This window comes from Saccharopolyspora spinosa NRRL 18395 (genome assembly GCF_000194155.1).
GTDB classification, from domain to species: Bacteria; Actinomycetota; Actinomycetes; order Mycobacteriales; family Pseudonocardiaceae; genus Saccharopolyspora; species Saccharopolyspora spinosa.
Map to the genome: position 1 here is coordinate 693,948 of NZ_GL877879.1, position 23,825 is coordinate 717,772.

General features: G+C 65.6%; 17 protein-coding genes. 11 read left to right on the top strand and 6 right to left on the bottom strand.

Going from position 1 to position 23,825, the window contains the following annotated elements:
- Positions 1–2,716: 2,716 nt before the first annotated feature.
- Positions 2,717–3,649: a LysR family transcriptional regulator gene (locus tag SSPN_RS0122445; protein ID WP_010309194.1), complete on the bottom strand. Its 933-nt coding sequence runs from the start codon at positions 3,647–3,649 to the stop codon at positions 2,717–2,719.
- A 144-nt stretch (positions 3,650–3,793) separates the two neighbouring features.
- Here SSPN_RS0122445 and SSPN_RS45090 point away from each other — a divergent pair, with 144 nt between their 5' ends.
- Positions 3,794–5,080 carry an MFS transporter gene (locus SSPN_RS45090; RefSeq protein ID WP_044575329.1) on the top strand — a complete coding sequence of 429 codons (1,287 nt, stop codon included), beginning with the start codon at positions 3,794–3,796 and terminating at the stop codon, positions 5,078–5,080.
- Between the two features lie 258 nt (positions 5,081–5,338).
- Positions 5,339–6,304 carry a hypothetical protein gene (locus tag SSPN_RS0122455; protein WP_237710688.1) on the top strand — a complete coding sequence of 322 codons (966 nt, stop codon included), beginning with the start codon at positions 5,339–5,341 and terminating at the stop codon, positions 6,302–6,304.
- A 777-nt stretch (positions 6,305–7,081) separates the two neighbouring features.
- Here SSPN_RS0122455 and SSPN_RS0122460 read toward each other — a convergent pair.
- On the bottom strand, positions 7,082–8,683 hold the full coding sequence (locus SSPN_RS0122460) for an ABC transporter substrate-binding protein (RefSeq protein ID WP_044574769.1): 1,602 nt from the start codon (positions 8,681–8,683) through the stop codon (positions 7,082–7,084).
- 484 nt (positions 8,684–9,167) lie between these two features.
- Between SSPN_RS0122460 and SSPN_RS0122465 the strand changes: the two genes are divergently transcribed.
- From SSPN_RS0122465 to SSPN_RS0122505, 9 genes are all read left to right on the top strand, one after another.
- Entirely contained in the window at positions 9,168–9,890 is a 723-nt protein-coding gene (locus tag SSPN_RS0122465; protein ID WP_010309205.1) for a maleate cis-trans isomerase family protein, read from the top strand.
- A gap of 24 nt (positions 9,891–9,914) precedes the next feature.
- Positions 9,915–10,808 carry an ABC transporter permease gene (locus SSPN_RS0122470; RefSeq protein ID WP_083822021.1) on the top strand — a complete coding sequence of 298 codons (894 nt, stop codon included), beginning with the start codon at positions 9,915–9,917 and terminating at the stop codon, positions 10,806–10,808.
- A 12-nt stretch (positions 10,809–10,820) separates the two neighbouring features.
- Positions 10,821–11,771, top strand: a complete 951-nt coding sequence (locus SSPN_RS0122475) for an ABC transporter permease (protein ID WP_010309210.1) — start codon at positions 10,821–10,823, stop codon at positions 11,769–11,771.
- Positions 11,772–11,852: 81 nt separating this feature from the next.
- Positions 11,853–12,950, top strand: a complete 1,098-nt coding sequence (locus tag SSPN_RS0122480; RefSeq protein WP_158309615.1) for a LacI family DNA-binding transcriptional regulator — start codon at positions 11,853–11,855, stop codon at positions 12,948–12,950.
- Positions 12,947–14,662, top strand: a complete 1,716-nt coding sequence (locus SSPN_RS45095; protein WP_010309213.1) for a dipeptide ABC transporter ATP-binding protein — start codon at positions 12,947–12,949, stop codon at positions 14,660–14,662. The genes SSPN_RS0122480 and SSPN_RS45095 overlap by 4 nt, the downstream gene beginning before the upstream one ends.
- Before the next feature lie 105 nt (positions 14,663–14,767).
- Complete coding sequence (locus SSPN_RS0122490) at positions 14,768–16,276, top strand: aldehyde dehydrogenase family protein (RefSeq protein ID WP_010309215.1); 1,509 nt, start codon at positions 14,768–14,770, stop codon at positions 16,274–16,276.
- Between the two features lie 48 nt (positions 16,277–16,324).
- Positions 16,325–17,341, top strand: a complete 1,017-nt coding sequence (locus SSPN_RS0122495) for a membrane dipeptidase (RefSeq protein WP_010309217.1) — start codon at positions 16,325–16,327, stop codon at positions 17,339–17,341.
- On the top strand, positions 17,338–18,915 hold the full coding sequence (locus SSPN_RS0122500) for a phytoene desaturase family protein (RefSeq protein WP_029535621.1): 1,578 nt from the start codon (positions 17,338–17,340) through the stop codon (positions 18,913–18,915). The genes SSPN_RS0122495 and SSPN_RS0122500 overlap by 4 nt, the downstream gene beginning before the upstream one ends.
- The gene (locus SSPN_RS0122505) at positions 18,912–19,208 is read left to right on the top strand and encodes a muconolactone Delta-isomerase (protein WP_010309223.1); all 297 of its coding nucleotides are present in this window, start codon (positions 18,912–18,914) and stop codon (positions 19,206–19,208) included. The genes SSPN_RS0122500 and SSPN_RS0122505 overlap by 4 nt, the downstream gene beginning before the upstream one ends.
- Positions 19,209–19,469: 261 nt before the next feature.
- On the opposite strand, the gene SSPN_RS45100 is transcribed toward SSPN_RS0122505, so the two are convergent.
- The 4 genes from SSPN_RS45100 to SSPN_RS45105 are packed head-to-tail and all read right to left on the bottom strand — an operon-like array spanning position 19,470 to position 23,671.
- Positions 19,470–20,219 carry an aminotransferase class IV gene (locus tag SSPN_RS45100; protein ID WP_158309616.1) on the bottom strand — a complete coding sequence of 250 codons (750 nt, stop codon included), beginning with the start codon at positions 20,217–20,219 and terminating at the stop codon, positions 19,470–19,472.
- Positions 20,220–20,251: 32 nt separating this feature from the next.
- On the bottom strand, positions 20,252–21,445 hold the full coding sequence (locus SSPN_RS0122515) for an FAD-dependent monooxygenase (RefSeq protein ID WP_029535622.1): 1,194 nt from the start codon (positions 21,443–21,445) through the stop codon (positions 20,252–20,254).
- Positions 21,442–23,094, bottom strand: a complete 1,653-nt coding sequence (locus SSPN_RS0122520) for a (2,3-dihydroxybenzoyl)adenylate synthase (RefSeq protein WP_010309235.1) — start codon at positions 23,092–23,094, stop codon at positions 21,442–21,444. Before SSPN_RS0122520 ends, SSPN_RS0122515 begins: the two co-directional genes overlap by 4 nt.
- A gap of 49 nt (positions 23,095–23,143) precedes the next feature.
- Positions 23,144–23,671 (bottom strand): pyridoxamine 5'-phosphate oxidase family protein, encoded by a 528-nt coding sequence (locus SSPN_RS45105; RefSeq protein WP_010309237.1) that lies wholly within the window; start codon positions 23,669–23,671, stop codon positions 23,144–23,146.
- Between the last annotated feature and the right edge of the window lie 154 nt (positions 23,672–23,825).

Here is a 23,825-nt window from a genome sequence, read left to right on the forward strand (position 1 = left end):
ACCCGCAACACCACCCCGCACGAACTCAACCAACCCGCCACCAGACACCACATCCGCGGACACCACACCCGCCGGCACCAGCACCCGCACCGCGTCCACCGGCAGGGCCGCCAGCAGCGCCAACGCCGGGTCCTGTTGCAGAGACGGCACCGCCTGCGATCCCGTATCTGCCGGCAACACCGCCGAATCCGGGAGACCCGCTCCAGCATCCTCGCGATGCCAATCCCCACGCCCCGCGACCGAATCCACCCCGGAAGGCCCCACACCACTCGACAACCTCACACGCCCGTCACCTAACCCGAAACAAATCAACACCCGCAATGCACTGCCTGAAAACCCACCCACATCGCCCGACAAAACGCCAACCGACCATCACGTGTCATTTTTCGGAAGACCCGGGGCTGTCAAGTTTTCGGTGTAACTGTTGATTTCGATTTTATCGGCGTCCGGCGGACAGGCGTCCGTCCAAGGTGATCTCGAATGCGTTAAGGGCCTTCTTCGTGCGCCGTGAGGCGCTGTGGTTTGAGTGGAGGTGAGAGACCGTGGGTCACGAGGCGCTGTGATCTGTGTGCGGGTGTGAGACCCGCGCCGTTGTCCCGTCGCGGCGGGGCGATAGAAGCAGGGGGCAGCCGGCCCCAGCAAGTCGGCCGGATCTGGTGGAGAGCAGCCCCGACAACGACGGGACGCACCGGAACTACCGGACGGTGCGGGTCCGGCAAGCAAGACGGGAAGGTGGACACGAGGAACCAGCGGCGTAAAGCCCCTCACGACCTCCTCCAGCTCAAACCCAGTGGATCTGGGCTGGATCGCGGTGCGCACTGTGCGGGCAGCAACTCCTGGATCGGATTGATCTTGCCGGTGGGGAGGCCACGGTGAAGGACTGCGGCGTAACCGTGGTTATCTTGAGCTTTCGACTTAATCATGGCTGTGACCTGGGCGGCCGCGTCGTGAACGGTGTCGCCGACGCGGCCGCCGCCGATGGTGGGACCCTTGTCAAGGGGCCGATCGTTACTGAAGGGCGACGTTGTTTGCCGAGGGCAGGCGGGTCGTCGCCGTCGGGTGTATGACGAAGCTGGCCGAGGGCGTGGGCCGGTTTCGATTGTGAACTGCATTGAGCCTGACCAAAGCCGAGGGCCCTGTCGTGCGTTGGCTGGCCGGGATCGACGGCGTGGGCGTGCGTCCGGTGGCCTCGCGGAGGTGATGGCGCTCAGGTGAATCTCCCCGGACCCAACTCCGTGCGATAGCTGTGGCCGTGGCCGTGAAACACGACGACTCCACCGCGATACACCAGATCACCGAGGACAGTGCTGACCGATGCCCGCCTCACGCAAAGCCTGGATGCGACGCCACGCCCGCCAGGACGGCCCACGAATAGACTCGCGATGACCCGGTCATTCTTCCGCCCCAAGATGATCATCCGCCCATCCCGCCGTCCGACGAGGCCACAATTCCAGCTTGACGGCACAACAAGAGGCCGACACACCACAACCCAGCGACCGGGCGAGGACAACCACCCGGCACCCGCACCACAACACACCACCCACAAACAATCGTCCGCCGGTGATAGGGCGAGCCCTTGAGCATGATTTGTGCTGTGGGCCCAACAATTGCCGGGTACCGAAGTCCCCGCCCGCACAGTCGGCGAGCACGCAGGCCCGTGAGAACAGAACCAGCGCCGCCAAACGAGATCTCCAGGATCTACCAGACCAGCGGTCACCGGCCACGGAAACGCCCGACCCCGGCGAGCAGCAGACCGATGAGACCGTGGCCTCGGACGTCTGGCAGCAGCCCGCACCGACAGGGCACCGGACATGACCGGCCGGTGACCACGAGACACCGGAGAATGCTGGTCGTCGTGCAGGACGGACACACCGGACTTCCGACGAGCAGCCCACCCACGCCGAGACGGAATTGCTCACAACCCAGCACCCCACAACAACCCGGCACCGGCCCACGCAAACCCCGATGATCCTGCACCAAGGGTGAGGCTTCAATCGCCGGAGTCCCACACCACCGGGCACCCATCGCGATGACGAAAAGAGCACAGCACCGGGCGCCTCACCCATCACCCCACAACTCCGTGCGATAGCTGTGGCCGTGGCCGTGAAACACGACGACTCCACCGCGATACACCAGATCACCGAGGACAGTGCTGACCGATGCCCGCCTCACGCAAAGCCTGGATGCGACGCCACGCCCGCCAGGACGGCCCACGAATAGACTCGCGATGACCCGGTCATTCTTCCACCCCAAGATGATCATCCGCCCATCCCGCCGTCCGACGAGGCCACAATTCCAGCTTGACGGCACAACAAGAGGCACGAACATGAACAACAGCCACGACTGCCCCGAAAACCGAAAATCCCTGCCCCAAAGTCCGTGATGACAGACACACCACTTGACACACTCACACGCCCGTCACCTAACCCGAAACAAATCACCCGTCACCTAACCCGAAACAAATCACCACCCGCAATGCACTGCCCGAAAACCCACCCGCATCGCCCGACAAACCGCCAACCGACCATCACGGGTCATTTTTCGGAAGCCCCGACCGGGACAGGCAGGGCCGGATGGGGTGCCTCGGCGAGTACACACGTAAGCCGCGTCCACCGCGTTCGTGCGGGGCGGCCCTCATGACCAGAGTCCGGCTGGTGTTGGTGTGCTCGGACGATATCCGGACGAGCTTCCTGCTCGCCCTGGGCCTATCCGGGTCTCAGCGTGCCCAGTCTGGGGTCCATACGTCATCCTGGGCTGTCGCCCGGTACCTGGTCCGGAGGTACTCGAGGAAGTTCGCGAGGACGGGGTGTGGATTGTCCGCTCGCCAGATCACGGAGAGTGGGTAGACCGGGGTCGGGTTGACGACGGGGATGCGACGGAGGTCGTAGCTTTCCGGCCAGAGGTATCGCGAGCCTTCGCCGACGAAGGTGGCGAGCCGGGTTGAGTCCGCGATTTCGGCGAGGAGCGCTTCAATGCCGAACATCGGCCCGATCGTGTCGATGGTGAGCCCGAACGCCTTCGCCAGATCGTCGTAGTAGCCCATCGGCTCGGGGTCTGACATTCCGGGCATCCAGATAGGGTGCTCGGCGAGTTCGGCCGACGTTACGGTCCTGGCGTTCGCCAACGGGTGCTGTGGGCCGACCAGCAGTTGGTGCCGGTCGTCGATGACGCGCGCTGACCGGAGCCCGATCGGGACTGTGCGGGCGGAGTCTCGTAGGGATCTGAAGGTGGCGTCAAGGGTTCCGGCGCTGACCTCGGACAGCGCCGACGCGGCGTCGGCGTTGGTCAGGGCGACAACGTCGAGCTCGATGCCGGGGTGTTGCTGGTAGAAGGCGCGCAGGATACTGGAGGGTGCGACCCTGCGGCTGATGACGTCGATCCGAAGGGCCCTGCGCCCTGGAGTCACGGCCGCTGTGACACGCTCGGCGGCGCGGAGGAGTTCGCGTGCATGGGGTAGCAGTGCTTGCCCGTCAACGGTAAGCCGGACGCCCCTGGCTGTCCGAGCGAAGAGCTGTACGCCGAGTTCCCGCTCCAGGGTGGCGACTCGTCTCGAGGCTCCTTGCTGGGTGATTCCCAGATCGTCGGCAGCGGCTTGGAACTGACCGGTCTCGGCAACGGCGACGAAGGTACGAACCGCATCGAGATCCACGAGGCAAAACCTACTCCCACAACGATGAGTTGTGACACGCCGCTCGATCCGTTGTTGGTGGCAGTGGCCATCAACCGGCTTCAATCCCGCAGACAGCAGAGCGTTGTCCATGACGGGTGAAGCGGAGCGGAGCGAGTGCCGAAGATGTGGCGGAGGGCGAGCCTGGGCCGGGCGTTCGGGTGGTTGTGGGCCGCCTACGCGGTCAGCGCCTACGGGACCGGGCTCGGGTTCGGAGCGTTCTCTGTCGTCGCCATCATGGTCCTGAACGCAAGCTCGGCAGAAGTGGCGGCCCTGTCATCGTCCGGGCTCGCGATCGGAGCGCTGGTGGCGGTCCCGCTCGGGCCTTGGATGGAGTTTCGCGCCAAGCGGCCTGTCATGATCGTCATGGACGTGGTCCGCTTCGCGGCGTTGGCATCCATACCGCTCGCCTACTGCCTGGGCGCGTTGTCCTTCGCGCAACTCTTGGTGGTCTCTATCGTCACCGCGGCAGCGAAGATCGCGTTCACGGCCGCCAGCGGCGCCTACCTCAAGACCATCGTCCCCGCCGATGGGCTTCTGGTGGCCACCAGTCGTTTCGAGTCCACCACCTGGTCGGCCACGATCATCGGACCGCCCGTGGGTGGCGCCGCCATCGGGCTGCTGGGGCCAGTGACCACCGTTGTCGTCGATGCGGCGAGCTACCTCCTCTCGGCGCTCGGCATCATCGCGATCAGAAAACCCGAACAGCCCCCGAACCCGGGAAAGACCTCAACACGTCGGTGGAGCGACATTGTCGAGGGGTGGCGCTATATCCTCGCCCACCACACACTGCGCCGGTTCTTCTTCAACACCATGCTGGTCAATGGGCTGATCATGGCGACGGAGCCGCTCTTGTCGGTGCTGATGCTCTCCCACCTGCGGTTCCCGGTCTGGGAGTTCGGGCTGGCGTTCGCTGTTCCGTGTATCGGTGGCCTGATCGGGTCGCGACTCGCCCGCCGCATCGCCTCCCACTGCGGCGAACACACGGTGCTGCGGGTCTTCGGTACGCTACGTGCCTGCTGGCCCCTTGGGCTCGCGTTCATCCAGCCAAGCCTGGCCGGGCTTGTGATCGTGATGGTCACCCAATTCGGGCTGATCATCTGCGCGAGCATCTTCAACCCCGTCTTCGCCGCCTACCGGTTGAACAACACCGATACCGACCGCCACGCCCGGGTGCTCACCGCCTGGTCGATCAGCACCAGCACCAGCATCGCCGTGATCACCATGTTGTGGGGTCTCCTGGCCCAACTCACCAGCCCGCGTACAACTATTGCGCTGGCCGGGGTTCTACTCCTCGGCACGCCATTCCTGTCGCCATGCCAAAACCGGCCAGCCCGATTCCTGCCAAAACCGGCCAGCCCGATTCCGCCGAATGAGGAGTCGGATCTCTCCGGCGACAGGGCACGAGCATGACCCACGACGACATCGCAGTGACCGGCGGGTCCGGGTTATCGCGTACACCGCCAGGATCAACAACGTTGGTGGGGCGGTTCGGCACCGGAAAATGCCGAGCATAACCAGAACGGGGTAGGAAAAGAGCCCGATTGGCCGCAAGTAATCTGTGAATTTCAGGTGCTTTGACCGCGATTCCCCTCGTGCCGGTTCCGCGCGCTCGATCATTGGCTGGTTCGCGAAGTTCTCTGGCTCCACGCAGACGTCTGGAGGACGTGGATGAGATCAGTGATCCGCAGAACCACCACCGCCCTGATCGGCGCCTCTCTGGCGCTGACCGCGGTGGCGACCGCCCCGGCCACCGCGGTCGCGCAGGAAGCCGCCGCGATCACGTGCAACAGCAGCGGCGCGGGAGGAAAAGCCCCCTACCACGGCCCTTCCGCCGGAACGGTATACGACAGCAAGTTCAAGCAGGCCAACCTGATACCCGGCCTGTCCGAGGGTTACATCCCCCAGGGCCTGGGGGTTTGGGAGAACTGGGACGGCGCCGGCAACGACCTGATGCTGATCAGCATGTACACAGATCATCCCAAGGTTCCTGATTACACGGGGCGCATCTACGGGATCGAGGCGGGCACCAGCAGAGTCCTCGGACCGGTCGACATCAAAAGCAAGCACGCCGGGGGCATCGCGGTCGTAAATGGCTGGGTGTTCGTACCGGGTGGCAACAACAGGTCCATGAACAAGTACAAGACCACGGACCTCGCGGCGAAGTTCAAGGCCCCGGGCAGGCAGTCGCTCGCGCCGAACGGTCCGGCCCAGAAGGTCAAAGGAGCGTCGTTCCTCACCGGCTACGGCGACGAGCTGTACACGGGCCATTTCGAAAAGGACCGGATGTACGTCTACAAGGTGAACAAGGACGGTAAGCTCAAGCAGACTGCGACCTACGTAACACCCGACAAGACGCAGGGCGTGATGGTCACGGACACGCACTTCGTCTACAGCACGTCACACGGCCGGAAGAACCCCAGCAACATCTACGTGGTCGCCCACGGCAGGAACATCAACGACCGCTCCGCCAAGTGCTTCCAGGCGCCGAGCATGTCGGAGGGCATCGCCGACTACAACGGCACGACATGGCTGCTCTACGAGTCCGGGGCGACCAAGTACTCAAACGCTCGTAACGTCATCAAGAACCTGCACAGGGCCCGTACCGCCGACCTGCCGAATTTCACGGCGGGCTGACGACCGGGACCGGCGGTGGCGCGGCCCGCACCGCGCCACCGGCCAGTGCCCATTTGATCTCGAACCGGCGAACACCGCAAGATCCACATAGGGACACGAAAAGGCAACATCGGGCCGACAGGATTTGAACCTGCGACCCTTGACCCCAGTAAACCCCTATGAGGCCACCGACCTGCGAAAACCGAGTAGGGTCGGGAGCTGGCGCGGTGACCGTGATCGGCGGTAGGTCGCGGAGCCATCGGTGACCCAACGGTTTCCCGTTGGATCGTTGATCTCCATGACCGTGGTCTCATCGTGGTTCCGTTTCCAGCTCCCGCCCGTCAATCCGTGCATGCGGTTCTCCCGCACAGGGCTTAACGACGCCGTTCACCGCCGAAATTTGGCACCATCCGCCAGGCCCTAAACGGTCTGGGCGCGAGGACGGTTCCATCACGACGGATCAACCCGAGCTGGTTGGCCGAGGTAAAGATCACCCGGCGTCCGAATGCCCGGGAGCGGCGATGCTTCTTGGCGCTGATGCCGCCTGCGGGAGTTCGGGCTGCCCCGCCCTGCCGGATCACCCTTGGCATAGCCGAGATGCCCGCTCATCTCGGCCTGCAGGCCATCCTGCTGCTGTATATCCGTATGGGCCGTACGCCATTCACAAAGCGATCTCATTCGCAACCCGACATGGCGAAGCCGTTCAACGGTTGGCAGGGGACCTGCGACACCGCACGGATTCGTGACAGCGATTCCGTCCACCGCCACGAAACGCTGTGTGCCTTGCTCAGCGTTTGGTCACGACTTGCTGATAGTGGCGTAGTCGACGAACACGCTGGGTGTCCCGTGGATTCCCGTGATGTTCGCCCGGAAGATCCGCGGCAGGCGGTCTTGGTAGAGAAAGACCCAAGGTGCGTCGTCAGCGATGATGTCGGCGGCTTCGCGATAGAGACCGCGGCGCGTCTCCGGCTCGATGCTGTTACGCGCCTGGTCGAAGATCCGAGCTAGATCTGTGTTCACGTACCAGCCGCGGTTCACACCGGCCGGCGGTATCTGGTCCGCACCAAACATTCGCTCCAGCCAGTACCCGCTGTCCGCGCCGGTGGTCCACCCATTGAAGGAGCCGTTGACGCCGTTCTTGTACCCAGGCGCCTCCAGGTTTACCAGCGAAGTGAACTCGACGTATTCGACGTCGAGCTGGACATCGACGTTCTTCAGATCTTGTTGCACGAGCGACATGATCTGGCTTGCTTGGGAGAAGCCAGGACCGCCGCTCGGGGCGTATACCTTGACGACCGCCGGAAGCTGGACCCCGGAAGCGTGGATGAGACGGCGTGCTTCGTCCGGATTGAACTCGTATCGCTGCCGAGCGCCTTCTTGGAAGGCGTCGTTGCCGACCGGGATCGGACCGCCCATGATCTGCCCCATGCCATCCACGGCAGCGATGATTCCGTCGCGGTCGATCGCGTAGTTCAAGGCTTGGCGGAACTGCGGGTTGTCAGTCGGCGCTGTCTTGGTGTTGAGCCGGATAAAATACTGGTTGGCCGGGGCCGGGTACTGCACCACCGCTGCAGATTTGCCTTGCAGCTGCGCGATCTGCTCCGCGCTGGCGCTGGGAATCACATCGATTTCTCCGGTCTGCAGCGCCATCGCCGTGGTTGTGGGATCCTGCATGTTCACGAATACGAGGCCATCGACCTTCGGGGCGCCGCGCCAGTACGTCACATTGGCCTCGAGATGCAGATCCGTGCCCTGCTCGACACTCTCGATTCGGAAGGGTCCGGTGCCGTCCGGATGTCGACCGACTGCATCACCTGGGTACTTCGCCAGGGCCACTGGGCTGATGATTGCCATCCGGCGGTCGGTGAGCAGCCGCGGAAGCTCCGCGAACGGCTTCTTGAGCGTGATGGTGAAGGTAAGATCGCCGGTCGCCTTGGCGCTCGCGATCCAGCGGGTCACGAACTTCATGTTGGCGCTCGCGATCTGGTTGTACACCGGAGAGCGGTCGTCCATCAGGCGGTCGAAGTTCGTAGCGATCGCCGCTGCGTCCAGGGACGTGCCGTCGTGAAACGTCACGCCGTCCCGGATCTTGAACGTGTAAACCCGGCCGTCCGCCGACACGTTCCAGGATTCGGCCAGGGCAGGCCTGACTTCGGGAGCCGTCTTGGTCTGCGTATCGAGATCCTCGCGAACGAGAGTCTCGTAGATGGCGTCAGTGACACGAAGGCCGACGGTTCCACTGATGCTCTGCGGGTCGAGTGCCGGAATCTCCCCTCCCGAGGCGATGACGAGAACCCGTTGGTCGCCGCCGCCCTGTCCCACACCGGAGCAGGCGGCGACGCCGAGAAGGGATGTGGCGACAAGAACGGCGGCCAAGACACGCCTCTTGCGCATTGTCATGCGGGACTCCGTGGTCTTTGCAAACGATTGTGGCGTGAGGGGATAACGTAGATGGCTAGCCTCAGGCTGTCAACGGCCCGAGGGCGGACCCATCAACGGCGGCGCTCGCCTCAGCAGACCCGTGCACACCGTCCGGTTTGGGCTACGTAGAAGCTCCATTTCCGCTGTCGCACAACGGTTCTCGCGAGACGCTGCGACACCTGGCCTCGATCAGTCGCGGGACGTGTGCGACTTCCAGCGGGGCCGCCCCTCGACGTGTCCGTCGCCGGCTCAAGCGGGGCGCATGTGCCTTTGACGCGATGACTGCAAACGTTGACATTGGCCGTGCAGTGCGCTTATGGTCCTCGTCGTCGCACTCCCCCGTCAGTCTCTGCGCCACGGTTCTCAAATCCCTCTGGGTCGCGTTCTGACCGGTATCGGGGAAGCGACCAGAGTGGGCCACAGGGTCTGCCGATGAATCACGACTTGAGGAGTTGGGTTCAGAATGCTTCTAGGCTGGCGCGCCAAGATCGGCCAGATCCGCCCCGCAACCGCTATCGAGGGCGCCGAGGAGTGGCGGAGCGTCGCCCCGACCGGCGTCGCCTTCGCCGATGCCCGCACCATCGTCCCCAGGGTGGACGAGGGGGGTCTGAAGGTGATGATGTCGCAGGTGCTGGAGGCGTCCCGCCAGCTGGCGACCTCCAAGGTCGACCTCATCGTGCAATGCGGCGCGCCGGGGACCTTCCTCGATGGCCCAGGCGCCGACGAGCGCATCACCAGCGAGATCACGGCGCACACCGGGATTCCAGCCATTACGATGCAGGAGTCGGCGGTCAAGGCGCTGCAGGCGCTTGACGCCACCACCGTCGCTGTCGGAACCATTTACACCAACGATGTGAACGAGGCGCTGGCAGCGTCTCTCGAAAGTCACGGCATCAAGGTGAGTGCCATCGAAGGCCTCCAGATGACCGACCCGTACGACGCGAGCACCCACGACGCCGACAGTGCCTACCGCCTCGGCAAGGCCGTGTACAAGAAGGCCGGCGGTGCTGACGCGATCCTCATCTCCTGTGGCACCTACCGAACCTTCGAGACATTGCCCTACCTCGAAATGGACACGGGTGCCGCAGTGGTCAGCAGTAACCAGTCGACGCTCTGGCACGCATTGCGCACGCTCGGCTTGCCGGACGTCATCCCCAACCTCGGCCGACTTTGGACTGTGGCCTGAGTTCAACTGTCCAAGACCGAGAGGATGATCGAGATGGCGGCTGGTGTTGTCCAGGAAACCGCGTCTCCAAAGCGGCCCGCGCTCAGCGGGTGGCTTTCGACATTGACAAAGCCCACCCATGTCACGGGCGTGGTCATCGTCGGTGTGGTCGTGTTCTGTGCGATCTTCGCCGACCTTATCTCGCCGCACGACCCGATCCTGGCCGACCCGCACCAGAGGTATCTGGCCCTGTTCTCCCCGGGACACGTCCTCGGGACGGATGAACTCGGACGGGACGTGTTGAGCCGGCTGATTCATGGCGCCAGGTTCGCCCTCTTCGTCGCGGTCGCGCCGACACTGATCGCGCTGGTCATCGGCGGGCTGATCGGCCTGATGTCGGGGTACGTCGGCGGCAAGATCGACGCGGTGATTATGCGCGTGTTCGACGTCGTCTTCGCATTCCCGGGCGTCCTGCTCGCGCTGGGGATCGGCGCCGCCCTGGGGGCGGGCATGGTCTCGATGATCATCGCGATGGTCGTGGTGACCATTCCCGAGGTTGGCCGTCTCGTGCGCGGAAGCGTCCTAGGCGAGAAGGAGCAGCCCTACGTCGAGTCGGCTCTCACGCTGGGGCTGGGACACTTCCGGACGGCCACCCTGCACGTCGCCCCCAACGTTGTGAGCCCGCTGGTGGTCATCGGCGCGCTGCAGACCGGCAAGAACGTGATCCTGGCGGCGAGCCTCAGTTTCCTGGGGCTTGGCGTAAAACCCCCGACGCCGGACTGGGGAGCGATGCTCAACGGCGGCCGGGCAGCCTTGTTGAGCGCGCCGCACGTGGCGACGCTCGCCGGGCTGGCGATCGTCACCCTCACTGTCGGCTTCAACCTGGTCGGCGACGCCGTTCGTGACCACCTGGATCCGCGAGTGCGGAACAACTCCTGAGGAGGCACACCCATGCTCAGGTACACAGGCAAACGTGCGCTCCAGCTGCTCCCGGTCATCTTCGGCGTGACGTTCGCGGTCTTCCTGCTCAGCCAGATCATTCCGGGTGATATAGCCGATGTGCGGCTAGGCGGCAACGCGAGCGAGGCGGAGAAGCAGGCTCTGCGTGACCAGCTCGGCGTGGATCGAAACATCTTCGTCCAGTATTTGATCTACCTAGGACATCTCCTTCGAGGAGATCTCGGCGTCTCGACGGCCTATCATCAGCCTGCTCTGGACGTGCTGTTGTCACGGCTGGTGAACACCGCCGTCATCGCGGTTCCCGCCGTAATCGTGGCGGCGGTTCTCGGGATCGTGCTCGGCAGCTGGGCGGCGCTGAAGGCCAACTCGTTGCGCGACCGCGGCCTGACGGTGTTCGTGCTTGTTCTGACCAGCATGCCGTCGTTCTGGCTGGGGCTGATCCTCGTCTTGCTCTTCGGTCTGACCCTCGGCTGGCTGCCGGTTAGCGGTATGCGAAGCATCGTCGGCGGGGGTGGACTGGGGGACGTCGCCAGCCACGCGATCCTCCCTGTGCTCACGCTCGCGGCGTGGTCGGTAGCGGTCATCGCGAGAATGACGCGAGCGTCCATGCTCGATGTCATGAGCAGCGACTTCGTGCGCAGCGCCCGATCCCGCGGTACGCCGGAGCGCAAGGTCGTGTTTCGGCATGCGTTGCCCAACGCGATGCCCCCGGTGATCACCGTCGTCGGCCTCCAGGCTGGCTTCCTGCTCAGCGGTGCCGTGCTCACCGAGACGGTATTCGCATGGCCCGGTATAGGTCTGGCCTTGTCCCAGGCGATCACTCAGCGCGACACCGTGCTGTTGCAGGGCGGCATCCTGTTGATCGCCGTGATCTTCGTATTGATCAACTTCCTGGTTGACATCCTGTACGCCTACTTCAATCCGAAGATCAAGCTCAGTTGAGGGGAGACCAGATGTTCGTGCTGGTGACGTTCTCGGGGAATGCGCATGACTAGCGGCCCAGGCCGGGAGCCGAGCAAAGCTGTGACGAGGCCAGATGCCGGCACGATGGCCGAGATCGCCGAAGCCACCGGTTTTTCCATCTCGACCGTGTCCCGGGCGCTCAACCGTCCGGAGCTGGTGGCCGAGAACACGCGGAAGAAGGTGCTGAAGGTCGCGGACGAGCTGTCGTTCCACCCCAATCGGGCGGCGTCCGGCCTGCGATCAGGCTCCCACCGGTGTCTGGCCCTCCTGGTCGGTGACATCTCGCAGCCGTGGTATTCGATGATCGCGAAGTCGGTCGACACCGTGTGCGCAGAGCACAGCTTCGCGCTACAGCTGAAGAGCTTCGGCCACGATCAGGCCAAGGCGCTCAGCTACCTCGCCCGCATCCCGTACGAGGGCGTCGACGGAATCATCATCAACACAGGTGACGACCTCGGCAGTCCGGAGATCCGCGCACAGCTGGCGAGGATCGCCGAGCGGGGGATTCATGTCGTGACGATCGGACAGACCATTCCGGGCCTGGACGTCCCGACGATTCTCTATGACGACTACTGCGGTGCCGAAGAGGCCACCGCCCACCTCGTCGAGGACTGGGGTGTGCCGCTTGTATTCCTTGGTGCGATCAGGGGCTCGGTCCCCGCTGAGAATCGGTGGCAGGGATTTAGCAGCGTGGTCCGCCGCCACGGGCAGGCGGATGGGATCCGTATCGTCACCGACGGCTACGACTACAAGGCCGGTTACTCGGCCATGTCGGCGCACCTGCGCGTCGGTCCGTGGCCGAAGGGGGTGCTCGCGTCGAATGACCAACTCGCCGTGGGCGCGATAAGAGCCATCACGGACCTCGGCGGTACCGTTGGCACTGATATCGCCGTTGTCGGCTTCGGCGACCTCGACTTCGCGCCGTACCTCGTGCCACCGCTGTCCTCGGTCAGCGGCTCTGTCCAAGAGATCGCCGGAGCGGCGACCAACAGGCTCATCAGCTTGGTTAAGGGCGAGGCACAAGGCAATGCGATGCCCCCGATCACCGTCCCCCGGAAGCTCGTCATCCGGGAGTCGTCACAGCCGCCGCCCAGCGCCGGGACGGCGGATTGGGAAAAGCCCGGCGAGCGTCACCAACGAGAAGGGGCAAACCCATGAGTGACTCCCCCGACGGGCTGCCGCTGCTTGCTGTCGACAACCTTGTCGTCAGTTTCACCGGACCCAACGGTTCCTCCGACGTTGTCAAGGGCGTGTCGTTCTGTGTCGGACGCGGCGAGACAGTCGCGATCGTCGGAGAATCGGGTTCCGGCAAGTCCACAATGGCCATGTCCGTCATCCGGCTGCTCGCCGCCAACGGCAAAATCCGCGCCGGTAGCATCCGCTTCGAGAACACCGACCTCACCACGAAGTCGGACACCGAACTTCGTAGCGTACGAGGCCGTCTCATCGGTTTGGTGCCGCAGGACCCGATGTCGAACCTGAACCCGAGCATGAAGATAGGTACCCAGGTCGCGGAAACCCTGCTGACACATGGGTTCGCGACCAGGCGCGACGTCCGGGGAAAAAGCCACGAAGCACTTCGAGCCGCGGGAATCCCGGAGCCGGAACAGCGTGCCGCGCAGTATCCGCACGAGCTGTCCGGCGGGCTGCGCCAGCGCGTGCTGGTCGCGATCGGGCTCGCCTGCCGGCCGAAGCTGCTCATCGCAGACGAGCCCACCAGTGCGCTCGATGTCACCGTCCAGCGGACGATTCTCGACCAGATCGACAGGATGACCGCCGAGATCGGCACCGCGGTCCTGCTCATCACCCACGACCTCGCCCTCGCGGCTGAACGTGCCCAGCGGATCATCGTGATGAACGAGGGGGAGATCGTCGAGGCAGGGCCCACTGCGCAGGTTCTGGCAACTCCGCGCCACCAGTACACGAAGGCCCTGCTCGACGCCGCCCCGAGCATCGCGGCCGTGCGCGTCGACTCGGGCCATACTGCCACCGGTGAGACGGACGCTGGCAAGCCGAGCCTCGTGGAGGTCCGGGAAGCGACCAAAATCTACCGTCCCCGAGGCAATCGCAAGGAGGTCCGAGCCGCTGCCGGCGTCACGTTCGACATCCCGGGCGGAAAGACGGTCGCCGTCGTGGGCGAGTCAGGTTCGGGAAAGACGACGACATCGCGGATGCTCCTTCGGCTCATCGAGCCGTCTTCGGGCTCGATCTTCTTCGAGGGGCAGGAGATCGCGACGATGGATAAGGCCCAGCTCGCCGGATTCCGGCAGCGTGTGCAGCCGGTATTCCAGGATCCGTACGCCTCGCTGAACCCGATGTACACGATCGGCAGGATCGTTGAGGAGCCATTGGCCTTCTACAAGCGCGGAGGCAAGGCGCAACGACGCGCGCGGGTGCTCGAGCTGCTCGATCAGGTCGCACTTTCCTCGGACGTGATCGACCGCCGCCCCGCGGAACTGTCCGGCGGACAGCGGCAGCGTGTCGCGATCGCCAGGGCGATCGCCCTCAACCCTGATCTGCTCATCTGCGACGAACCCGTGTCCGCCCTCGACGTCATGGTGCAGGCGCAGATCCTCCGGCTTCTCGACCGGTTGCAGGCCGAGCTCGGCCTCAGCTTGCTGTTCATCTCCCACGATCTCGCAGTGGTGCGGTTGATCGCGGACTACGTCTGTGTGATGAAGGACGGCGAGGTCGTCGAAGCCAACAGCAACAACGAGATCTTCGAAAACCCGCAGCACCCCTACACGAGAAAGCTGCTCGGCTCCGTCCCCGGCCATGAAATTCCGCAAGGCGGACGAACGGTGGAGACACGTGCAGCTCGCGCATCAGTGCCGACCAAGGGTGCGCGGTCGACAGCAGCCGATAGGTAATCCGCAGGACGATTCCAGCGCGTGCCCGAACCGGTTGAGCCCTTCATTGCGCCCTTTTCCGGCTCGGAAATCTGAATTCATATCGAGAACCGCACAGGAGTCTGTATGACTGCAACGACCTCGCCAGACCTATTCGCTCTGCTCTCCACAACCGAATTCCACTCGGACATCAACGGCCGCACACGTCAAGGTACCCGGCACGAAGCACTCACTGACCCAGCGACCGGCCAGCCCTGGGGTACGGTGAGCCACAACGTCGATCTGGTCGACGAGGCCGTCGCTGTTGCCCGGGCGACCTACGCCAGCGGAGAATGGCGCTCGGTCAGCAACCTTCAGCGCGCCGACGTGCTCGATGCGATCGGGCGCGGCATCGACGCCCGCGTCGATGAAATCGCGGCGCTCGAGACGCTGGCCAATGGCAAGCCATTTCCTGCGACTAAGGCCGAGGTAGCCGTCAGCGCACGCTGGTGGCAGTACTACGCCGCGCTGCTGCGCACTACGCGTGAGGAACGCCTCAGCATCTCGGCGACCAAGGAGGCGACCCTGCGGTATGAGCCCGTGGGAGTCGTGACACTTATTACGCCATTCAACGGAGCATTCTCCCTCGGCACCTGGAAACTCGCCCCGGCGTTGGCTTCCGGAAATGCCGTCATTATCAAGCCGCCGCTTAACTCGCCGGGCTCGAGCATCCTCCTCAAGCAGATCGTGACCGAGGCCGGCGTACCCAACGGTGCTGTGACCATCGTCCAGGGTGGCACCGGCGTCGGGCAGCGGCTCGTTGAGCACAAGTCGGTGGACATGGTCTCGTTCACCGGCAGCACAGCCGCGGCTGCGCAGGTCGGGATGTCTGTCTCGAGTCATCTCGGCCACTTCGTCGCAGAGGCCGGCGGCAAGTCGGCTCACATCATCTTCGATGATGCGCCGCTCGACGATGCGGTGACCGCGGTCGTGCAGGGTGGGTTCTCCGCGACCGGGCAGACCTGCGTGGCCGGCTCTCGGGTGCTCGTGCAACACGGTGTGGCGGACGAATTCACCGCTGCGCTGCTGGAGCGCGTGTCCCGGCTGCGCGTCGGTGCCCCCACGGAGGCCGGGGTACATCTCGGCCCGGTCGCCTCGGTCCAGCAGCAGCAGCGCATCCAGTCGTTGATCTCCCAGGCGATCGCCGACGGTGCCACCGTGCTCGCGGGCGGCGCCGAGCCCCCACCGGTGGCTGCCGGCCTCGAGCGGGGTTACTGGGTGGCGCCGACCGTCCTTCGGGTAGCTGACAACAGCGCCGGCATCTGCCAGACCGAGGTCTTCGGCCCGGTGCTGACGCTCGTGGAGTTCGCGGCCGAGGAGGAGGCAGTCGCGATAGCCAACGACTCGGCCTTCGGGCTCGCTGCCGGCTGCTGGACCTCCGATATGGCGCGAGCCCGCCGGATGTCGCAGAGCCTGAACGCTGGAACCGTGTGGATCAACACCTACCGGGGCATGGACTGGCAGACACCGTTCGGAGGTGTGAAGCAATCCGGCATCGGACGGGAGAACGGTATCGAAGGCTTGCGCGAGTTCCAAGAGGTCAAAGCGATTGTGCAGGACTTTGCCTCAGCCGCAGACCCTTTCGGACTCGCCTGACCCAAATCAGTGTCAACAAGAATCGGACTCGGAAAGAAAGCAGAGGACATGACAGCAGGAGCGCAAACCGGGGCCATCATCGTGGATTGTCTCGAGTACAGCAGGCCTTCCCGCAAGCGGTTCTTGGAGTGGCGCGACGGCCACGTCGGCTGCGTCCACGTAACGGTCGCGGTGTGGGAGACCGCCCGGGAAACATTGTCTGTCCTGGGCCACTGGAACGACCTCTTCGCCGAGAACGCCGACCTGATCGCGCCGGCCCGCACCGCGGCCGAGATCCGTGAGGTGGTCTCCTCCGGGCGTACCGCGGTCGTTCTGGGATTCCAGAACACCTCCCCCTTCGAAGACGACATCCGGCTGGTGCAGGTCTTTCACGACCTGGGCGTGCGGATCGTGCAACTCACCTACAACACCCAGAACAGCATCGCCGCCGGTTGCTGGGAGGACGACGACGCCGGCTTGTCCACTCACGTGGGACGGCAGTTCGTGAAGGAACTGAACCAGGTCGGAATGCTCGTCGACCTGTCGCACTGCTCCGAGCGGACGTGCCTCGACACCATCGAGTTCAGCCAGGTTCCGGTTGCGATCACGCATGCCAACCCGCTGGAGTTCGTCGGTACCGATGTCGAACTCGGCCGGCGCCCGAAGTCGTCCACCGTGCTGCGCGAGCTCGCGAGCGCCGGCGGCGTTGTGGGCCTGAGCCCGTACGTGCGGATGCTCAAGAACGGCGTCAAGACCACCGAGCAGGAATTCGTGGACATGATTTCGTGGACCGTCGAGCGGTTCGGTGTGGAACACGTCGCCCTGGGCACCGACTTCTACACCGGGTATGACGTCGAGGCCGTCAAATGGTGGCGGATGGGCCGGTGGGGTCGCGAAAGCCCGGTCCCGATCGACGAGAGCGCCCCGGTGGTCGAGTGGCCGACGTGGTTCCAGTCCCCTGCCGCCTTCCCGACGCTCGTCAGCACCATGATGCGGAGCGGGTTCACCGCCGCCGATCTGGACCTGGTTCTCGGCGGCAACTGGCTGCGCCTGTTCGAGCAGACCTTCGACCGCCCGTCCGCATGAGTCCCCATGTGGTCGTCGTCGGCGGGGGACACAACGGCCTGGTCGCTGCCAACTACCTGGCGCGCTTCGGGATGCGCGTCACCCTCCTTGAGGCTCGCCCCACGCTCGGCGGGATGGCCGGTCGGCTGGAGTACCTTCCCGGGTACCTCGGCGCGATCACCAACTCCCCGGGGTCATTGGAGGGACGCATCATCCAGGAGTTGGAGCTGGCGCGACACGGGTTGCGGTTCGTCAGCCCGGACGTGACCCTGTTGCAGCGCATGGGTGAGGGCCTGTTCGTCGGCTGGCGCGACCGTGATCGGGTGGCCGCACAGCTGGAGACGTTCGCTACCGGTGAGGCCAAGCGGCATCGTCTGCTCGTCGAGCGCCTCGATGCTCTCGGCGCCGCGAGCGGGCTCTCGTTGTGGGAACCGCCGCCCTCGTTGCAGGAAGCGCTGGACCGGATGCCGACAGCGGTACGCGACGAGTTCCGCCTTGTCGTGCTCGACGGAAGCCTGAACGACCTGCTCGCCGAGTCGTTGCGGACCGACGCCGCCAAGAGCTTGATGATGATGCTCGCCCTCAATGGGCAACTCGTCTCTCCGGATGCGCCCGGTTCGGCTATGGGACTGCTCATGCGACCCATCTCCCGAGCCTCGTCGACCGAAGACGTGCTCGGCATCGGCGATGCGCCGCTGCGCGGCTCGGTCGGGCTACCGGTCGGCTCCATGAGTGCGATCGTCGACGCACTCGCGCGAGCCGCAGGCGAGCACGGCGTCCAGATCAGAACTAACGCTCCTGTCGTCCGTCTGGAGCTGGCCGAACACGGACAGGTTACGGCCGTGGTGCTGGAGTCGGGTGAACAGATCACCGGGGTGGACATGGTGGTGTCCGCAGTCGAACCGTCCCGCCTCGCCACCATGCTTCCATCCGGGGCGCTCACGGAGGCCGCGACCCCCGAACCGCCCGAGGGGTCGGCCTTCAAGATAGCCCTGGCTCTCGATTCGCTCCCCGGCGTCGCCGGCGCTCCCGAGGACGTACCACTGGAGACACTGCTCTCGGCCCAGTTCCGGGTCGCCCCGGACCCGGCTTACATCACCGCGGCAGTCGAGGACGGCATCGCAGGCCGCCCTTCGGCCAAGCCGATCATGTGGGGACTCATCCCGAGTCTCACGTCGGAAGGTTTGGCACCCAAGGGCAAACACCTGATGAGCATCAACGTGTGGCACGCGCCGTACCGACTCGGCCGGGAGTACTGGCGCGAGCATGGTGCGACTTTCTTCGGCGCCTGTCTGGCACAGCTGGAAGAGTCCTTCCCCGGCCTTCAGACAAGAATCGAGGACGCGCGGTGGTTCTCGCCACACGACCTGGAAGATGAGTTCGGACTCACCGGAAGCAACATCACCCACGGCGACATGCTTCCGTCACAACTGCTGGACGGCAGGCCCGGAACCGACTTCACGCGCGCCGCACGGTCGATGGGAATCGTCGTGGGCGGCGCGGGCAGCTGGCCCGGCGGATACGTCACCGGAGCACCAGGACGTAACGCCGCGACATTGGTGAACAAAATGGTGAGGAGTTTGAGACTTCGATGAAGGAATTTCTGGTCAACATCAAAATCGAGTGGCCACGCGATCTTTCGGCCGACACGATCCGGCAACTCTCGATCGACGAGCGGAAGATGGCCGCCGAGCGGGCAGCAGAAGGACATCTCGTCCGGATGTGGCGAGTCCCGGGCCGGCGGGAGAACTGGGGACTCTGGCGCGCCGAGGACGCAACAGAGCTCCACGACATCATCAGCGCCCTGCCCGTGTGGCCCTACATGGCCGTCACCGTGCATCCGTTGGCAACGCACCCCGTTGATCCGGTCGTGTCGATCAGCGCGTGAACGACGCCGTCGAGACAATCCCGTCGTCTCGACGGCTGTGAACAGCGGGTTTGCCGGAAGGTGAGCCCGCTGGTTTCGTTTTTGGCCGGTTGTGGTCGCATGTTGCTCGACCGCTGCCAATGAGCGACCGGGACAAGGAGACGGGGATCGACCCGGCACCCGAACGATCGGGACGGGAAGTTCCCCGCGCTGGTCGAATGCGGGGCACCCGGATCCCGGGATTCACGGCAAGGGCAGCGTCATGCGCGTGCACCGCGCCGCTCAGGGCAGCGGCTCACGCAGCTCGGTGAGCGCGTCCTGCCAGCGCGCCGCTCGCACGGATTCCCCGAGCCGGACTGGACTTCCCAGCCAGGAGCGCACTAGGCGAATGCCGTGCAGGGCGTTCGCATACCACACCTCGCAGTTCGCGAGGTCCTGCAGCTGGGCGTCAACGCGCGCTATTGGGACGCCGTCGCGGCTCGCGAGTTGACGGATCAGGCGCAGGGTGACGCTGGGAAGCAGCAAGTCGTCATGCACCGGCATACAGATGCGTTCGCCGCTCCACCACAGCAAGGCACCGTGAGCGGCCTCAAGCAGCGCTCCGGATTTCGTTAGCAGCACCGCGTCATGAGCACCTCTAACGAGCGCGTTCTGCCGCGCGTTCGCCAGCGCCGGGACGTCCGGCCCCTTGCGGCGAGGCGAGTTGCGCGGGTCCAGGCACGGCCACAGCACCACTTCTCCCCCGGTGTCGGGGCAAGGGCGGATCACCGCGCGGAGCTTCTTGGGATGGCCGCTGAGCTCCGCGCGCGGAAACCACCTGCCCGTCCTCGGCAACGCACGGCACATCTCCAGCCAGAAGCCAAGCACCTCGTCCGGGGCCTTCTTGTCCGCTTCGCGGCAGCCGTTGACGAACCGATCTCGGTGCAGCGCCAGGCCACGCACCTCGCCCTCGTCGAGCAGCCACGAATCCACCACCCACAGTGGACGATTGGGTTCAGCGGACTCCTCGTGGAGCGCACCGTTGTGCCACACGAGCACTCGGTCCCCGCGTTTCGTCGCGATGGTCAGTACCGTCCTCTTCCGCCTGGTCGCGGGGGCCGCCGCGGCCCGTAGGGTGCCCGTTCGAGCCACTCCCCGATCTTGGGGACGTGCGGAGCCAGCCATCCGGCCAGCGCCAGCTTCATCTTGCCGAACGGGGATGGCGGTGCCACGTGCCGCAACGCTGCACCGACCGCCCAGCTGTTGCGGCGGGCAGCTTCTCGCCGGACCCGATCGTAGTCCTCCACAGACGTGCGCTTGCCGCAGGTCAGCGCGAGCCCTACCGCACGCGCCGCCGCTTCCGCGTCGGCCATCCCGCTGTTCATGCCGCGGGCCCCGAACGGCGGGAACAGGTGCGCCGCTTCCCCGGCGAGCAGGACCCGGCGGCTCGCGTCGACGAACCGCTCGGCGATCACCTGCATGAACTGGTAGTGGGAGACCCAGAGCACGTCGCCGATCTCGTCCTCGTCGACGACGGCGCGGATCCAGCGCGCGACCGCAGCCTCTGCGGTCAGGTCGTCCGGATCGTCATCAGGTCGGCACTGCAGATCCACCTGGAAGCCGCCCGTGAACGGAACCGTCAAAACGTTGCGCCCGGACAGTGCGGGGTGCGCGTAGTGATAGCTGCGCTCCAGCGGCCGGGGCCGCGCACCGGCGGAAACATCGACCACGACGTGGGAACCCAACGCGCGGGAGCCCGCCAGCGCGATGCCGACGGCCGATCGCACCGCAGAACGGGCGCCGTCGGCGGCGATCACGTAGTGACTGCGCCAACTGCGCCCGTCCCCCGCCTCCAACGTCACGTCGGCGTCCGTTGCCGAGACCCGGGTGACATCGGCGTCCCAGACGACGTCAGCACCTGCCGACTCCGCCGCACGCAACAGGAATCGCTCGGTGTCGATCTGGCGAAGGCTGGCGAATGGCGGCAGTTCGGCCCCGGTCGGCTTCCGATAGGTCTTCGAGTAGACCTCCCGGCCGCGAAACAGCGTGCGGCGGGTGTGCCAGGTGGTGCCGTGCTCGGCGATCTCGGTGCCGAGCCCGCGCTGGGCCCGGTCGAGCAGCTGCAGCGAATCGTTGTGCACGAAGAGCGCCCGGCTGCCGGGGCGGACCGCATCGCGGCCCCGCTTCTCCAGCACGGTGACCTCGATGCCAAGTGCGCACAAGCACAGGGCGGCCGTCAGGCCGACCGGGCCGGCACCCACCACGACCACGGGACTCATCGGATCGCCCGCCGACGCCTGCTGCTGGCCGACGCCCGGCTGACCTTCGCCGCTACCTGCTCGCGCAGCAGAGCCTTGTCGATCTTCCCGACGGCCGTTCGGGGCAGCGACTCCACCTGCTCCCACCGGTCCGGCAGCTTGTAGGCGGCCAGGCCGCGCCCCCGGAGGAACTCCTTGAGCTCGGCGGCGCCGACTGCGGCCCGGCCCACCACGAAGGCACAGGTCCGCTCGCCCATGACCGCGTCGGGCACGGCCACCACGGCCACCTCCCGCACCGCCTCGTGCGCCAGCAGGTGACCTTCGACTTCTTCGGCGGCCACCTTCTCACCACCCCGGTTAATCACGTCCTTGACGCGGCCCTCGATGATCAGCCGCCCTTCCGGAGTGCGGCGCGCTAGGTCTCCGGTGCGGAAGAACCCGTCCGGCGTGAAGTCCCGCTGGTTCTGTTCCGGGGCGTGGTAGTAGCCGCGGATCGTGTACGGACCCCGGACCAGCAGGTGGCCCACCTCGCCCACCGCGACGTCGGCGGCGTCGGCGTCGGCGTCGGCGTCGGCGTCGACCAGCCGGACCTCGTCATCGGGCGAGAGCGGGAGCCCTTGGGTGGAATCGACCACCTCAGCTGAATCCGACAGCGCGGTCTGGCTCAGCAGCCCTTCCGCCATGCCGAAGGACTGCTGCAACACGCACCCGAACCGAGCCCGGAACCTGGCAGCCGGTGCGGCCTCGAACCGCGAACCGCCCACCTGCACCAGGCGCAGGCTCGACAGATCCCGCTCGGTCGCGGTGTCGGTCCACAGCAGCGCCAGCGGCGGGACGAGTGCGGACATCGTCACCTTTTCCCGTTCGATCAGGGTGAACGCCTCATCGGGGTTGCCGCTGTCGGCGAGCACCACCGTGCCGCCGACCGACAGCGCACCCAGCACACCGGGGCAGCCCAGCGCGTAGTTGTGCGCTGCGGGCAGCACCGCCAGATAGGTGGTGTCGACATCGAGACCGGCGTTGTCCGCGGTGATCCGGACGTTGTAGGCGTAATCGCGGTGGGTGCGGGGAATAAGCTTCGGCAGTCCGGTGGTGCCGCCGGAGAGCAGGAAGAAGGCCACGTCCGCCGGACCGGGTTCGGGCACGGCGGCGGGTTCAGCGTCGACATCGGCGAGCGCGGTGAATTCGCCCGGATCGCCCACCACGAACACGTGCCGCAGCGATGGCACGGTCGAGACGACGCCCGCCGCGATCAGCCGGTAGTCGGTTTTGGCGTGCGATTCGGGCACCACGTAGGCAATCGCCGCCGAGTACTCGCACAGGTACCTGATCTCCGCGCTCCGGTGCGGTGGCAGTGCGAACACCGGCACCGCACCGAGGCGGAACAAGGCGAAGCACACCGCGACGAACTCGGGGATGTTTGGCAGGTGCACAACGACTCGATCACCTGAACCGATCCCCCGCTGGGCGAAACCGGCGGCCAGGCGGTCGGCCCGCCGGTCGAGTTCGACGTAGCTCCAACGCACCTCGCCACGCACCACTGCCGTGCGCTGCCCGTACTCTGCGGCCCATCTGCGCAACAGGCCGCCGAGGGTCTCATCGCGCCAGTACCCCTTCCGGCGGTACTCCGCCGCGACCTCGTCGGGCCACTCGACACATCCTGCCAGCACGCCGCCTCCTCGATCCGACGCCCGCCCCCCCCGACGCCCGCCCCCCGGGTCAGCAGGAACTCCAGGTGCGGCCCCACGATCCGCTCGCGGTGCGCCGAAACCTGACTTCGTCCCACACCTCGTCCGCGCCCCGCAGGCGAAGAAGCATGTCATCGACGATGATCCGGTAACCGCCCCAGTGCTGGGGGCGGGGAACCAGCTGCCCCCGGAAGTGGTCCGCGACCTCGGCGAGCCGGCGCGTCATCTCGGCTCGCGGCGCGCTCGTCGGTTCCTGGTCACGCAACCAGATCGTCAGCTGCTCTCGCTCCGGCAGCGTCCCGAAGTAACCATCGGAGTCCACATCGGACAAGCGCTGAACCTGGCCGCAGGCTCTGACCTCGGCCCGGTGCTCCGACCAGTCGAAGCACACCGCGGCACGGGGGTCTGCCCCGAACCGGCCGATGACCGCTCCGTGGTGGGCGGCGAAGAACGCGAACCCGCCCGTCACCCGGATCACCGCGACGGACCGCACTTCTGGCGCGCCGTCCAGCCCGGTGGCCGCCAGTACGGCGCGGAAATGCCCCCGGCGACGCTTCATGCCCAGTTCGGAATGCCATCTCGAGAACTCGTCGAACGGATTTTCGCACAGGTCGTCAAGCGCAACCGAACCGCCCTGCCGGCAATTCCTCGGATACCCGGCACTTGCCTTCACGCGTACACGTTAACAAACCCCAACAAAGGGCGATATGTGA